Below are 14,101 nucleotides of genomic sequence, written 5' to 3'. Positions count from 1 at the left end.
GGCCCCCCCGCCACCCGGCGAAAATCACCTCACATACCGATCTTAACCGGCATCCCCGACCGACGTTCCAGCTCCGCTCCCGCGCCCTCGTTAATCAACTGTGTCCGCTGCGCGGCCGAAATGGGCAGAGGCACTTTTCGGGTTGACTCGAATTCCGCCCGATTGCGTGATAGCGGTTCGTGAACCTCCACCCACCGGCTACCGTCCGGCTCTGTCGTCACTTTAACGGGGCGATCGATAATCTGCACACGGGTGCCCACGGGAACATTATCGAAAAGATATTTGATATCGGCGTTACGCAGACGAATACATCCCTGGCTAACCCGTAGCCCGATACCGAAATTCGAGTTGGTGCCGTGAATCGCATACAGCCTGCCGATATATATCGCATACAGGCCCATCGGGTTATCCGGCCCGGCGGGCACGAAGGCCGGAAGCGTTTTCCCCTCTGCCGCATAGGCGCGCCGCGTATTCGGCGTCGGAGACCAGGTGGGGCCTTCCTGCTTACGCTCAACGGCCGTTACCCAGTTTCGCGGAGTTTCACGCCCGGCCTGACCGATGCCGATGGGCAATACGTCAACGGTATTACTGCCCGGTGGATAATAGTAGAGACGCATTTCCGCCACGTTAACGACAATCCCCTCGCGGACGGTGTCGGGCAAAATCAGTTGCTGGGGGATCACCAGCCGGGTGCCGGACTTAGGCAGAAAAGGATCCACGCCCGGGTTTGCTTCCAGCATATTGCTTAGGCCCTGTCCGTAGCGCGCGGCAAACGCCTCCAGCGGTAGCGTATTGCGATCCGGCACGATGATGACCTGCGAGCTGCCCACCAGACGACTGCCCGTCGGTGGTAAGGGATAACTCACCGCCTGCACGCTGTGGCCGATCAGTAATGCAGCAAGACAACCCAACACCTCTGTACGACGCATCTTCCCTTCCTCAGTCGCTTCGCTATTTGTTAAGCATAGCGTAGCCGTTTTGCATTACCCATCAGGAGATAAAATCAGTTTGCACAGGCTGCCTGTCGCGGTAGTCTCATAGGTTCCGTTTATATGACGGCTGCTATGTGAGTGACCTTTTCTTATACCAATAATTAAAATCAGTATGGACAGGACAACTATGGACTCCACCCTCATCTCCGAACGTCCCGGCGAGGAGACCCCTTCGCTCAATCGTGCCCGTCGCGCCGCCCTCGGCAGCTTCGCGGGCGCCGTCGTCGACTGGTATGATTTTCTGCTCTACGGTATCACCGCCGCGCTGGTGTTTAACCGTGAATTCTTCCCCCAGGTCAGCCCCACGATGGGCACCCTCGCCGCATTTGCCACCTTCGGCGTCGGGTTCCTGTTTCGTCCGCTTGGTGGGGTGATCTTCGGCCACTTCGGCGACCGGCTGGGCCGCAAACGCATGCTAATGCTTACCGTCTGGATGATGGGGATTGCCACTGCGCTGATTGGCATTCTCCCTTCGTTTTCCGCCATTGGCTGGTGGGCACCGGTATTGCTGGTGACACTGCGCGCCATCCAGGGCTTCGCCGTAGGCGGCGAATGGGGCGGTGCGGCGCTGTTATCCGTTGAGAGCGCACCGAAAAACCGGAAAGCGTTCTACAGCAGCGGCGTACAGGTGGGATATGGCGTGGGGCTGCTGCTGTCGACCGGGCTGGTGTCACTCATCAGCCATTACACCACCGACGAGCAGTTCCTGAGCTGGGGCTGGCGCATTCCGTTTATCTTCAGCATCGTGCTGGTCATTGCCGCGCTGTGGATCCGTAACGGGATGGAGGAGTCGGCAGAATTCGAAAAGCAGCAGGAAAAGCCTTCCGTCAAAAAACGCCTTCCGGTTATGGAAGCCCTCGTCCGGCACCCTGGCGCTTTTCTGAAAATTATCGCCCTGCGCCTGTGTGAGCTGCTGACGATGTACATCGTCACCGCGTTTGCCCTGAACTACTCGACGCAAAATCTCGGTCTGCCGCGTGAGCTATTCCTGAATATTGGTCTGGTGGTCGGCGGGATCAGCTGCCTGACTATCCCCTGTTTCGCCTGGCTGGCGGACAGATTTGGCCGCCGTCGCGTCTATATCACCGGCGCGCTGATTGGTACCCTCAGCGCCTGGCCGTTCTTTATGGCGCTGGAGGCGCAGTCTGTGTTCTGGATTGTCTTCTTCGCCATTATGCTCGCGAACATCGCTCACGATATGGTGGTCTGCGTACAACAGCCGATGTTTACCGAACTGTTTGGTGCGAGCTATCGCTACAGCGGCGCGGGTGTGGGCTACCAGGTTGCCAGCGTGGTCGGCGGCGGTTTCACGCCGTTTATTGCCGCCGCGCTGGTGACCTTCTCCGGGGGAAACTGGCACAGCGTGGCGATTTATCTGCTGGCTGGATGCCTGCTGTCAGCGGCGACGGCGCTACTGATGAAAGAGACGCGCCACAGCTGATCTCCCTTTTGTTTCACAGGCGTGTGACATACTATCGGGTAGAGTCGCACACCTGTGGAACAAGGAGACAGAGATGAATAATAAGGGCTCCAGCCTGACCCCGGCTCAGGCGCTGGAAAAACTCGACGCACTGTACGAACAGTCCGTCAACGCGCTGCGCAGCGCCATCAGCGAATATATCGAAACAGGGAAACTTCCCGACGAAAAGGCCAGAAGTGAGGGCCTTTTTGTTTATCCATCGCTCTCTGTGACCTGGGATGGCAGCGCCAGCACGACGCCAAAAACCCGCGCCTATGCCCGTTTTACCCACTCCGGCTGCTACAGCACCACCGTCACCCGCCCTGCACTGTTCCGCCCTTATCTTGAAGAGCAACTCACGCTGTTATACCAGGATTACGGCGCACACATTGCCGTAGAACCTTCACAGCATGAGATCCCGTATCCTTACGTGATTGACGGTTCGGCGCTAACCCTTGATCGTTCCATGAGCGCGGGACTGACCCGCCATTTCCCAACCACCGAGCTTTCACAGATTGGCGATGAAACGGCAGACGGGATTTATCACCCGGCAGAATTTTCTCCCCTCTCGCACTTTGATGCCCGCCGGGTGGATTTCTCGCTGGCACGCCTGCGCCACTACACCGGCACGCCCGCCGAGCATTTCCAGCCGTTCGTGCTGTTTACCAACTACACCCGTTACGTCGATGAGTTTGTCCGCTGGGGCTGCAGCCAGATCCTTGACCCGGAAAGCCCGTACATCGCGCTCTCCTGTGCGGGCGGGATCTGGATCACCGCAGAGACCGAAGCGCCCGAGCAAGCCATTTCCGACCTGGCATGGAAAAAGCACCAGATGCCTGCCTGGCACCTGATCACCGCCGACGGCCAGGGCATCACGCTGATCAACATCGGCGTGGGGCCGTCGAATGCCAAAACCATCTGCGACCATCTGGCGGTACTGCGCCCGGACGTCTGGCTGATGATCGGCCATTGCGGCGGCCTGCGCGAAAGCCAGCTGATTGGCGATTACGTGCTGGCCCACGCCTACTTACGCGACGACCACGTTCTCGACGCCGTGCTGCCGCCAGACATTCCGATTCCGAGCATCGCTGAAGTGCAGCGCGCGCTGTATGACGCCACCAAAGAGGTGAGCGGCATGCCCGGTGAAGAGGTTAAGCAGCGCCTGCGCACCGGTACGGTGGTCACTACCGATGACCGTAACTGGGAGCTGCGTTACTCCGCCTCCGCGCTGCGGTTCAACCTGAGCCGTGCGGTGGCGATTGATATGGAGAGCGCCACCATTGCCGCGCAGGGGTATCGCTTCCGCGTGCCTTACGGCACCTTGCTCTGCGTGTCCGATAAGCCGCTGCATGGCGAAATCAAGCTGCCGGGTCAGGCCAACCGCTTCTATGAAGGGGCGATATCCGAACATCTGCAAATTGGCATTCGCGCCATTGATTTGCTGCGGGCGGAAGGTGACAAACTGCATTCCCGTAAGTTGCGTACCTTCAACGAGCCACCGTTCCGCTGATAACAATTAAGGAAAATGCATGTCCACCTCATCACCCTTAGCGGCCCTGCGCCGGTGGCTTCAGGAAAACCATCTCGACGGGATGATCGTCCCGCGCGCGGATGCCTGGCAGAGTGAATACTGCGCGCCGTATGATGAAAAACTGGCCTGGCTGACGGGCTTTGACGGCTCGGCTGGCCTGGCGCTGGTTCTGAAAGACAAGGCGTTGCTGTTCGTCGACGGGCGCTATCAGGTGCAGGCCCGCGTTCAGGTCAACCTGGATGAGATTGAAATTCATCATCTGCACAATGAACCGCTGGCAGCATGGCTGGCGGCAAACGTTGAGCCCGCCACGCGCATCGGTTTTGATCCACTGCTGATGACAAATACCGAGTTTACGCAACTTTCTGCCACGCCGTGTGAGCTCGTCCCGCTGAATGCCTCACCGTTTGACACGCTCTGGATCGATCGTCCTGCCGCACCGGCGGGGCCGATCCGTGAAATGCCGGTTGCGGTAAGCGGTGAAAGCAGCGAAGACAAACGTCAGCGCGTTGCCGCCGTGCTGGCCGCGAACAATGCTGATTATCTGGCGGTTACGCTGCCGGATAACATTGCCTGGCTGCTCAACGTACGCGGGTCAGATATCCCCACCAGCCCGGTACCGCTCTCTTTTGCCCTGTTGCGTCGCGACGGTCACGTGGAGTGGTTTGTTAACGACATTAAGCTCAGCGCCCTGCCCGAAGCCGTGCGTAACACGCTCGCCACTGCGCCACAGGACACCTTTATCGAACGCTGCCGAGAAATTGCGGAAGGTAAACGAGTGATGGTCGATGCCGATTCCGCACCGGTAGCCCTGCGCTTCGCCATTGAACCCCAGGGGGAGATCGTCTGGCAGACCGATCCGATCACCCTGCTGAAAGCCACCAAAAACCCGGTCGAGCTGGCAGGATATCGTGAATGTCATCACCAGGACGGCGCCGCGTGGGTCAACTTCCTGGCCTGGCTGAGCCGTGAAGTGCCGCGACGTGAAGCGGCTGGAAATCCGTTAACCGAGCTCGAAGTACAGGCGCAACAGCTTGCGTTCCGTAAACAGCAGCCCGGCTTTATCGAGCAGAGCTTTGCGACCATTTCCGCCTCTTCGAGCAACGCGGCGATGTGCCACTATCACTCCAGCGAGGCCAGCAACAAACCCATCGGCCACGATCATTTTTACCTGAATGATTCTGGCGGTCAGTACACTAACGGCACCACTGACGCCACGCGCACGCTTGCCTGGGGTCATGTTCCCCCGCAGCAGCGTATGCATTATACCGCCGTACTGAGAGGCTTCCTGTCGCTGATAACCCTGCAGTTCCCATCCGGCACACACGGGCATCAGCTGGACGCTTTCGCGCGACGTCCGCTGTGGGAAATGGGGCTGGATTACGATCACGGCACGGGACATGGCGTGGGGCATCAGCTTCTTATCCATGAAAACCCACACCGCATCGCCAAAAAGGTTAACCCCTGGCCACTGGTGGCGGGCAATATCATGACCATTGAACCGGGGTATTATCTGGGCGGCAGCCACGGTATCCGCATTGAAAACCAGGTGGAAATTGTTGAAAGCCGCCCGGGGTTCTGCACGTTTTCTTCGCTAACGCTGATCCCGATTGATTTAAGCCAGGTGGAATTGCAGCTGTTGACCGGGCAGGAAAAGCAGTGGCTGGATGAATATCATCAGCAGGTTCGCGAGGCGCTGTCACCGCTGGTGAATAGCGAGGCGCGTCCGTGGCTGATTGAGGCGACAGCGCCGATTAATTTGGCTCGATAGTGCGGCTTTTGCCGGGTGGCGGCTTTGCCTAACCCGGCCTACGGAACAAGTAGGCCCGGTAAGCGCAGCGCCACCGGGCAATACTTCCAGAGATTAAAAAGCAAAAAGCCTGCTTTAAAAGCAGGCTTTTTAAATTTGGCTCCTCTGACTGGACTCGAACCAGTGACATACGGATTAACAGTCCGCCGTTCTACCGACTGAACTACAGAGGAATCGTGTGAACGGGGCGCATATTATCGACGTCAGCCGCGCTTGTCAAAGGGTGGATCAACGCCTTTTGATCGTTTGCTGACAAAATCGGCAATGTGATGTTTTTGACAGCGTAATGCACCGCTTTGGTGCGTATATACCTCTAATGGGGCAGATCATAAACTGCTGTTTCAGTAATAAAACCCCCCTCCATGATTAGGTTTCCTTATTTTCAGGCGCTTAGCGAGGAATTCAGACCGCCCGGTAAAAGTGGCATTCATATTGCAAAACCTGTTCAACAACGATAGCCAGTACCGGCAAAGCATTTCGAACAGGGGGCAAAATGAACTTAAGACGACTGAAATACTTCGTAAAAATCGTCGATATCGGCAGCCTGACTCAAGCGGCAGAAGTGCTGCATATCGCGCAGCCTGCGCTGAGCCAGCAGGTGGCTACTCTGGAAGGCGAGATGGATCAGCAATTATTGATTCGTACCAAACGCGGCGTCACGCCAACGGAAGCCGGAAAAATTCTTTATACCCATGCCCGCACTATTCTGCGCCAGTGCGAACAGGCGCAACTGGCGGTCAACAACGTCGGCCAGACCCTCAGCGGGCACGTTTCCATTGGTCTTGCGCCGGGCACTGCGGCGTCTTCTATCACCATGCCGCTGCTGCAGGCCGTTCGTGCTGAGCTGCCGGAAGTGCTGGTCTATCTGCACGAGAACAGCGGTTCGGTACTCAATGACAAACTGCTCAATGGCCAGCTGGATATGGCGGTCCTTTACGATCGTTCTCCGGTCGCCGGGATCACCAGCCAGCCGCTGCTGAAAGAAGATCTCTACCTCGTGGGCACCCGCGACTGTCCTGGGCAGAGCGTCGATCTTACCGCCGTGGCAGAAATGAACCTCTATCTGCCGCGTGATTACAGCGCCGTGCGTGTGCGCGTGGATGAAGCATTCTCCCTGCGTCGCCTGACGGCCAAAATCATCGGCGAGATCGACTCACTCTCCACGCTGACCGCGGCCATTGCCAGCGGAATGGGCGTCACCGTGTTGCCAGAATCCGCAGCGCGCTCGCTCTGCAGTGCGGCAAATGGCTGGATGGCACGGATCACCACGCCTTCGATGAGCCTGCCGCTGTCGCTCAACATGTCCGCACGCGGCTCGCTGACGCCACAGGCGCAGGCGGTAAAAGAGATTTTGATGTCGCTGGTCAGCAAGCCATCGCTTGAGAACCGTGAACTCCAGCTCGTGAGCTGATATTCCATAAAAGCATAAGTTGCGGGTTTTTATTATTTGTTCTGCAGTGCGGCTGACTCTAACAATAGCGTTATGTCAGATGCGCCGGAGTGAATCGTGAATTTCCAGCAACTTAAAATTATCCGTGAGGCGGCCAGGCGGGATTACAACCTGACCGAGGTCGCCAATATGCTTTATACCTCTCAGTCCGGCGTCAGTCGCCATATCCGCGAGCTGGAAGAAGAACTGGGGATAGAGATTTTTATCCGTCGCGGCAAACGTCTTCTTGGCATGACGGAGCCGGGCAAAGCCTTGCTGACCATTGCGGAGAGGATCCTCAACGAAGCCAGCAATGTGCGCCGCCTGGCGGATCTCTTCACGAATGACGCCTCGGGCGTCCTCACCATCGCCACCACCCACACCCAGGCGCGTTACAGCCTGCCGCCGGTGATTAAAGCCTTCCGTGAACTTTTTCCTGACGTCCGCCTGGAGCTTATCCAGGGGACGCCGCAGGAAATTGAAGTGCTGCTGCAAAACGGTGGGGCAGATATCGGCATTGCCAGTGAACGCCTGAGCAACGACCCGCTGCTGGTGGCTTTTCCCTGGTTCCGCTGGTATCACAGTTTGTTGCTCCCCGCCGATCATCCGTTGAATCAGGTTTCGCCCCTGACGCTGGAAGACATTGCCAAATGGCCGCTGATTACCTATCGCCAGGGCATTACCGGACGCTCGCGCATTGATGAAGCCTTCAACCGCAAAGGGCTCACGCCGGACGTGGTGCTGAGCGCACAGGACTCTGATGTAATCAAAACCTACGTCGAGCTCGGGCTGGGCATAGGTCTGGTGGCAGAACAGTCCAGTGGCGAACGCGAGGGGGGAGATCTGGTGCGTCTTGATACACGTCATCTGTTTGATGCCAATACCGTATGGCTCGGCCTGAAGCGTGGACAGCTGCAGCGCAACTATGTGTGGCGTTTTATCGAACTTTGCAACGCCGGGCTGTCCGTTGATGAGATTAAACGTCAGGTGATGGAGCCAGAAGAAGTGGCGATTGATTATCAGATTTAAGCCCTTTATAGCACCGTCTCCGTCGACAAGAAGCACAAGCCTGCAATTAAAGCAGGCTTTTTTATTGAAACCGTTTAATTTCCTGACCACTTATTCTTAAGAATACCCTGATTAACAACGATACCCTGTGACGTCATAAGGTTGTCTTATATTTAAATATTTCTCATATTTTCCATTGGGTTACATATAAGAATAAATAAAGAAATATGATTCTGGTAATATTTGCGTGCGGTAAAAACTCGCGGTTAAATAAAAGAGTCATTATTTTAATACTCAACTCATTTAATTGCCGTTATCTGCGGGAAATTTTCTGCCTTATTTATCATTTAATTTTATTAATTTAGATATTGATTTGTTAGCTGTGCTTACAGCTTATCCAGGAAATGCTTACTTAATTACCTGCTAAATTTCAGGTCAATTTTTTGTTATTTTTTCTGGACAAATTTGATTGGGTTGTAATATGTTTGTTTCACCCTGTGATGAAAGGCATGACATTGTGGAATCAAAAAGACTTATTACTTCCGGCAGCAGCTGGGAGGAGGCTTTCGGTTTCTCGCGAGCGGTAGAAGCAGACGGTTGGCTATATATTTCGAAAACGGGACCTCTTAATTCTTGTGGTGAGATTGAATCTGATGACATCTCACTGCAAACGGAATGCGTTCTGAATAAGATCAAGGGGATACTTGAATCCAGTGGTTATGCAATAGACGATGTAATACAAAGCAGGCTGTATCTGACTGAAATTGAAGAATGGCAGCAGGTAGCGCGTATCCATGGGCACTATTTCCGTGATACCCGACCTGCATTTACGTTATTGCATGTCTTACCGTTTCCCGAGAAAAAAATGAAAGTAGCAATTGATATTGTGGCAAAAAAAAGACAGGGGGCGATTAATGAGTGATATCGCGCAAGAAAATCCGGTTTCGCCGTTATTTATCTGGTTCGCCAGCATCGCGGCGGGTACGGCTATGGCAAATAACTATATTCTTCAGCCCGTATTGCCCGCTATCGCGGCATCTTTGCAGTTGCCTCTGTTTTATACCGGCTTCATTGCGGCGAGCATGCAAATAGGTTATATGCTGGGAATACTGTTTCTTGTTCCGCTTGGAGACAGCGTTAACCGTAAGAAACTGATTATTTCTCAGTTTATTCTCCTCTCACTTGCGCTCTTCGCCGCTTCCCTGACCCGTCAGCCGTTGCTCCTTTTTAGCGCGGGAATAGTGACAGGCGCCATGGCGACAAGCGCAGTGCAACTGAATGCGCTTGGATTTCACATTACGCCAAAAGGCGCTACGGTCGGACTGATCACCATGGGCATTTCGGCAGGAATATTGCTCGCGAGGCTCGTGGGCGGCAGTCTGGCCGATGCGCTTGGCTGGCGAGGGATGCTAGCCATCGTCGCAGCCGTTATGGCCTCCATGGCGCTACTGGCCATCAGATGCCTGCCTGATGTTAAACCCGCAAGGGAGACGGGGTATCTGAGCGTCATGGCGCAATTGCCGAGCTTGCTGCGTAACGTGCGGCTTATTGAATCTGCCGTCACCGGAGGGGCATGGTTTTTCGTCTTTAGCCTGTTATGGGTGACCATCATGCTTCATCTGCAAAGACCGCCACTCCATCTGCCAGCGGGAACAGCCGGATTATTTGGCCTGGCGGGTATCGTCGGTCTTGTACTGGCGAACTATGCGGGGAAACTGGCTGACCGCTTCGGGTGTCGCAGCGTGATTTTTGGCGGAATGGTATTTGTGGTTGCGGGAATATCCATACTGTTTCTTTTTCCTGCGTCCTTACCGGGAATTACGCTGGGCATTATATTATTCGATTTAGGGTGTTTTGCCGCGCAGGTGGCTAACCAGACGCGTGTTCTCGGATTACATCCGGATAAAAGAAGCAGCCTCTATGCGCTTTATATGTTCTTTTATTATGCATTGGGCGCAGCCGGATCCGTTACCGGTCCGTGGGTTTATGAAAGGTGGGACTGGCAGGGCATCTGTTTGCTGAGCCTCGTTATGGTGATGGTAGCGATGATAACCACCGCGATGGGGTATTTTAACGAGAACAGCGTCGCCCACGTTTCGAACTAAACACTTTTAATATCAATAAACTCAACGCTAGCATTGGCGGGGATACCCATGTTTATTATTCAGCTTTCGGTCATTGTTTTTGCCTGCTATGTCGTCGGCAAACTTATGGAGCAAATAGGTCAAACACAGGTTATTGGCCATATTGCTGCAGGCGTTTTATTGGGACCGACTTTCTTTCCCGGAATAATGTCTCTGTTCTCATTTCAAACGTCTTTATTTAGCCAGGAGTCGCTGATCACCATAGATAAGCTGGCGAATCTGGGCATGATTCTGCTCATGTTCGATATTGGGTTGTCGCATTTTCATGGTCATAATCATGGCCGTCGAAAGCAGACTATCGCTGCATTGAAAATAGCGTTCCTGGGCATGCTGCTGCCGTTTATCGGTGGCATGTTAGCGGGAAATTCGGTACATGCCGAACTGGCGCCACAAACCGATCGTCTTTTATTTAATATCTTTATGGGGACGGCGCTGGCGGTATCCGCTCTGCCGGTCATTGTGCGAATCATTGAAGATTTAAAAATGCTTCACCTGGCCATCATTCCTCCCGTCATTACCGCTGCCATTCTTACCGATGTGACAGGCTGGGGGATTTTGGCTTTGGACAGCGTATTTGCCGCGGTTGAAGGAAAATCTGATTTGCTGTGGTCGTATTTAGCGGTCGTGACGGCTGCACTGGTACTTTATGGGTTGGTGACCGGCAAAGTCGTGGTCCCCCTGCTTATACGGTATGCGCACAGGCCGGAGATGAGATTTCCGGCGATCATTTTTTGGATTTTGGTCAGCGCGTGGGGAGCGGAGTATCTTCACCTGCACAGTGGTTTCGGTGCCTTGCTGGCTGGCAGCATGTTCGCGCGGATCCCCGGGTTAGCGAAGCAATGGCATGCGAGTATGAACGGTTTCATGCACTATCTTTTACTTCCCGTGTTGTTTGTCAGCGCCGGTCTGAAAACGCATTTCGACTTCAGTATGGCAACGCAGGACATTGCCTGGATAATTGGGTTCACCTTACTGGCATTTATAACCAAATTCAGTGGTGCTCTGCTCGGGGCGCGTATTTCAGGATATTCCCTTCGTGAAGCCTCCATGATTGGCGCGCTCATGAATACGCGTGGTCTGATGGAGCTGGTTGTGCTGTCTATCGGGCTCGAATTGCATCTTATTTCACAACGAGTCTACTCCATTATGGTCATCGTGGCGCTCGTGGTAACGGCAACCACACCGCCAATATTACGTTGGTTAAATAAAGAATCATCTTCCGCTGTAGTAAATAAAACACTTGAAAACATTAAAGGGTAAAATTATGAAACTGGATACGCCTGTAATTGTCGATCGTATTAAAGAAATCATCGCTGAACGTATTGGTCTGGATGTCGAGCGCGAAGATATTGCTGACGAGACCGGTCTCGCCTCAATGGTAGGAATGGATTCTATTGGATTTGTAGAATTACGCTTCCAGTGTGAGGAAGAGTTTAATATTAAAGTTGAAGATAAAGAGTTTTCGCCCGCGAATTTTTATTCGTGCCAAACCCTTTCGCGTTTCATTATGAATAAGCTTGGAGCCTGAGAATGTTAACGCGAGCAGAAGAATGTGCCGCATTTTTTCCCTATGAGCCTGCCGGTTTATTTTCTCCGGTGCAGGCAACGTCTGCGGTGGGGACCAGCGGCACTGAAGGAGAGAGTTATCAATACTTTGTCGATTACTGGCAGCGGCAGAGTCTGGAACCCGGTCGGGTGGTGCTGATAGCGATGCCGAACTGCCCGGACTTGATGTATATGTTCTTTGCTGTCCTCAACAGTGGCTTTGTGCCTGCGCTGATCCCGCCGCTCACGCCAGCAGAACGCATCCTGCAGATGCTTGAGGACTTTGCGGCGGGGGCGCTGGTGCGTACGCCGGTTCAGCCAGGACGATGGCAGGAGCTGGGCGTAAGCGCAGCTGAACCCCTCGGGCGCTGGCAGGTGGGAAAATGCCGTGATGGCGGACCCGTACAGACACAGCCGGGGCAGGTCGTGATAGCCACGTCCGGCACGTCGTCGTCGTTCAGCAGCGGCTGTGTCCATCATTTTGATTCGCTGCGGCGTAACGCGCTGCGTCATGCCAAAAGTATCGGCATGAGCGCCAGCGACAGGGTATTGATCAGTTTGCCGATGTGCTATTCCACCGCGCTGGTTGCCCAGATGATTGCTGCCCTGGAGACGGGCTGCGAAATTGTTATCAGTGGACCTCCGTTTTCTGTACCCCATTATCTGGATGATTTACAGCGATACGGCGTGACCCTCAGTTCGCTCACGCCCGTATTGCTGCGACAGTTGAACGCCTGGGAAACAACGCTTCCGCCGGGGTTAAACAAACTGACGATTGGGGGCGATTTGGCTGCGCCGAATGAGGTGGAAGCCTTTTTACTCCGACAGCCATGGCTTGAGTTATATCTGACTTATGGCATCAGTGAGGCCGGACCGCGGGTGTCGACATGCCCGGTTCATCTGCTGGGGAGAGGATATTATGCGTCAGCCGGACGTCCTATTGACCAGACGGACGTTCGTATCCTGCCCGGTGCAGACGGCCAGAACGGGCAGGGGGAGTTGCTAATTAGTTCTGATACGTTGCTCGTCAAGCGCATTGGGCGCGGTAACCGACAAACGTTCATTGAGCTTGATGGCAAACGCTGGCTTCGTACCGGAGACATCTTCTTCCAGGACGCTGATGGGTTCCTGTTTTTCAAAGGCAGAATCAGTGATTTTATCGTTATCAGGGATGAGAAAGTCAATATCGGCGCCGTTAAGCAGCTGTGCCGGGAAATTAAAGGGGTGATGACCTGCAAGACCCAAATTGTCAATGAAGGGGATCAAATTGCGGGATTCGATATTGTTTTGACCTGCGATGAATCAGTGATCAATGAAACCAATTGCCAGCAGCACAGTGCCAGCCTGCTGAAAAAGCTCAAACGCCACGAACGGCCACGTAATATAAACTTTGTTTATTGTGGCGCGGCCTCTTTAACACAATATAAGTAAGGTGATGTTATGAATGATGAACTTCGGGAACTGGCACGGGCAGTCATTGAAAAATATCACCTGGCGAGCCTTGATGATATTCTACGTGAAGTTCCAAAAACAATGTGCCATGTCCTTCAGGAATCAGATGTGTTTGAAACATGGCCGGCAGACATCGTTCGCCTCAAATTTCCTGAGGAGCATTGGGATTATTATATTTCACGTTACGAGCATTTTCGCGACGAGGTCATACGTAACCTGACACCTCAGGATTATCTTCGTGAAATGCTGGGTCAAACACAGCGCTTGCCCTGCTTCTGTTCGGAAATGGCCGATGTCTCGGCAATACTGTATAGCCAGATAATCAACAAGCCAGTGTATTCTCTTCGGAATATTTTTGTGAATTATCTTTATTTGCCCCGCCCCTGGCATTGTATTAATGCAGTAGTGGAAGATGATCGCATTCGATATTTTGATATTTCTGCTTATGCACAGGTTTTGGACCGTAAAAGAAGGAAAGTGGTTAAGCCTGCCGAGCTCGAAGGATTTGATGCGACAGACATCGCATTTGATTTTATTGAAAGTCCACGCTGGCTACAAAAAGAACCTTATCAACGAAAGATAGAATTAACGGCAGGCGAGATTAAAGATAATTTTTCTCCTTCTCCGCTTGAAGATAAACCTTCAAACGAATTTTTGCGCGCGTTCCACTGATATATCGTTAATTCACTTTAACCAGCTTACCGTACTATTTTGCGGTAAAGGAAAAAATG

At 53.6% G+C, this 14,101-nt stretch carries 12 protein-coding genes and 1 tRNA gene; 11 read left to right on the top strand and 2 right to left on the bottom strand.

Going from position 1 to position 14,101, the window contains the following annotated elements; translation table 11 throughout:
• Window positions 1-29 precede the first annotated feature (29 nt).
• Entirely contained in the window at window positions 30-929 is a 900-nt protein-coding gene (ldtA, locus tag ACOTYN_RS16265; RefSeq protein WP_332957454.1) for a L,D-transpeptidase, read from the bottom strand.
• Window positions 930-1,119: 190 nt separating this feature from the next.
• Here ldtA and shiA point away from each other — a divergent pair, with 190 nt between their 5' ends.
• From shiA to ACOTYN_RS16250, 3 genes are all read left to right on the top strand, one after another.
• Entirely contained in the window at window positions 1,120-2,433 is a 1,314-nt protein-coding gene (gene shiA / locus ACOTYN_RS16260) for a shikimate transporter (RefSeq protein ID WP_332957452.1), read from the top strand.
• 73 nt (window positions 2,434-2,506) lie between these two features.
• Window positions 2,507-3,961: an AMP nucleosidase gene (locus ACOTYN_RS16255; RefSeq protein ID WP_014884456.1), complete on the top strand. Its 1,455-nt coding sequence runs from the start codon at window positions 2,507-2,509 to the stop codon at window positions 3,959-3,961.
• 19 nt (window positions 3,962-3,980) lie between these two features.
• Entirely contained in the window at window positions 3,981-5,753 is a 1,773-nt protein-coding gene (locus ACOTYN_RS16250; RefSeq protein WP_023330851.1) for an aminopeptidase P family protein, read from the top strand.
• 136 nt (window positions 5,754-5,889) lie between these two features.
• On the opposite strand, the gene ACOTYN_RS16245 is transcribed toward ACOTYN_RS16250, so the two are convergent.
• A tRNA-Asn gene (locus ACOTYN_RS16245) sits at window positions 5,890-5,965 on the bottom strand.
• Between the two features lie 320 nt (window positions 5,966-6,285).
• Here ACOTYN_RS16245 and nac point away from each other — a divergent pair.
• From nac to ACOTYN_RS16205, 8 genes are all read left to right on the top strand, one after another.
• Window positions 6,286-7,203: a nitrogen assimilation transcriptional regulator NAC gene (gene nac / locus ACOTYN_RS16240; RefSeq protein ID WP_014884446.1), complete on the top strand. Its 918-nt coding sequence runs from the start codon at window positions 6,286-6,288 to the stop codon at window positions 7,201-7,203.
• Window positions 7,204-7,299: 96 nt separating this feature from the next.
• Entirely contained in the window at window positions 7,300-8,250 is a 951-nt protein-coding gene (gene cbl / locus ACOTYN_RS16235) for an HTH-type transcriptional regulator Cbl (RefSeq protein WP_023330849.1), read from the top strand.
• Between the two features lie 460 nt (window positions 8,251-8,710).
• Window positions 8,711-9,151, top strand: coding sequence for a Rid family hydrolase (locus ACOTYN_RS16230; protein ID WP_244996282.1), 441 nt, complete (start codon window positions 8,711-8,713; stop codon window positions 9,149-9,151).
• The gene (locus ACOTYN_RS16225; RefSeq protein WP_332957447.1) at window positions 9,144-10,334 is read left to right on the top strand and encodes an MFS transporter; all 1,191 of its coding nucleotides are present in this window, start codon (window positions 9,144-9,146) and stop codon (window positions 10,332-10,334) included. Before ACOTYN_RS16230 ends, ACOTYN_RS16225 begins: the two co-directional genes overlap by 8 nt.
• Before the next feature lie 48 nt (window positions 10,335-10,382).
• Window positions 10,383-11,633 carry a cation:proton antiporter gene (locus ACOTYN_RS16220; RefSeq protein ID WP_081367661.1) on the top strand — a complete coding sequence of 417 codons (1,251 nt, stop codon included), beginning with the start codon at window positions 10,383-10,385 and terminating at the stop codon, window positions 11,631-11,633.
• Between the two features lie 4 nt (window positions 11,634-11,637).
• A complete protein-coding gene (locus ACOTYN_RS16215; protein WP_071922077.1) occupies window positions 11,638-11,901 on the top strand; it encodes an acyl carrier protein in 264 nt (87 codons plus the stop codon).
• Between the two features lie 2 nt (window positions 11,902-11,903).
• On the top strand, window positions 11,904-13,349 hold the full coding sequence (locus ACOTYN_RS16210) for a class I adenylate-forming enzyme family protein (protein WP_332957443.1): 1,446 nt from the start codon (window positions 11,904-11,906) through the stop codon (window positions 13,347-13,349).
• 9 nt (window positions 13,350-13,358) lie between these two features.
• A complete protein-coding gene (locus ACOTYN_RS16205) occupies window positions 13,359-14,042 on the top strand; it encodes a hypothetical protein (protein ID WP_014884440.1) in 684 nt (227 codons plus the stop codon).
• Window positions 14,043-14,101 lie beyond the last annotated feature (59 nt).

The organism is Enterobacter cloacae complex sp. IR5458 (genome assembly GCF_049238025.1).
In the GTDB taxonomy this organism is placed as follows: domain Bacteria; phylum Pseudomonadota; class Gammaproteobacteria; order Enterobacterales; family Enterobacteriaceae; genus Enterobacter; species Enterobacter kobei.
Note: the sequence above shows the minus strand (reverse complement) of the source record. Positions and strands in the feature narration are given on the sequence as shown.

What these genes read in the sequence shown, in the direction of transcription:
- ACOTYN_RS16220 (WP_081367661.1), top strand. Translation starts at nt 10,383, where the DNA reads ATGTTTATTATTCAGCTTTCGGTCATTGTTTTTGCCTGCTATGTCGTC.
- ACOTYN_RS16230 (WP_244996282.1), top strand. Translation starts at nt 8,711, where the DNA reads ATGTTTGTTTCACCCTGTGATGAAAGGCATGACATTGTGGAATCAAAA.
- ACOTYN_RS16250 (WP_023330851.1), top strand. Translation starts at nt 3,981, where the DNA reads ATGTCCACCTCATCACCCTTAGCGGCCCTGCGCCGGTGGCTTCAGGAA.
- ACOTYN_RS16215 (WP_071922077.1), top strand. Translation starts at nt 11,638, where the DNA reads ATGAAACTGGATACGCCTGTAATTGTCGATCGTATTAAAGAAATCATC.
- nac (WP_014884446.1), top strand. Translation starts at nt 6,286, where the DNA reads ATGAACTTAAGACGACTGAAATACTTCGTAAAAATCGTCGATATCGGC.
- ACOTYN_RS16210 (WP_332957443.1), top strand. Translation starts at nt 11,904, where the DNA reads ATGTTAACGCGAGCAGAAGAATGTGCCGCATTTTTTCCCTATGAGCCT.
- ldtA (WP_332957454.1), bottom strand. Translation starts at nt 929, where the DNA reads ATGCGTCGTACAGAGGTGTTGGGTTGTCTTGCTGCATTACTGATCGGC.
- shiA (WP_332957452.1), top strand. Translation starts at nt 1,120, where the DNA reads ATGGACTCCACCCTCATCTCCGAACGTCCCGGCGAGGAGACCCCTTCG.
- ACOTYN_RS16205 (WP_014884440.1), top strand. Translation starts at nt 13,359, where the DNA reads ATGAATGATGAACTTCGGGAACTGGCACGGGCAGTCATTGAAAAATAT.
- ACOTYN_RS16255 (WP_014884456.1), top strand. Translation starts at nt 2,507, where the DNA reads ATGAATAATAAGGGCTCCAGCCTGACCCCGGCTCAGGCGCTGGAAAAA.
- ACOTYN_RS16225 (WP_332957447.1), top strand. Translation starts at nt 9,144, where the DNA reads ATGAGTGATATCGCGCAAGAAAATCCGGTTTCGCCGTTATTTATCTGG.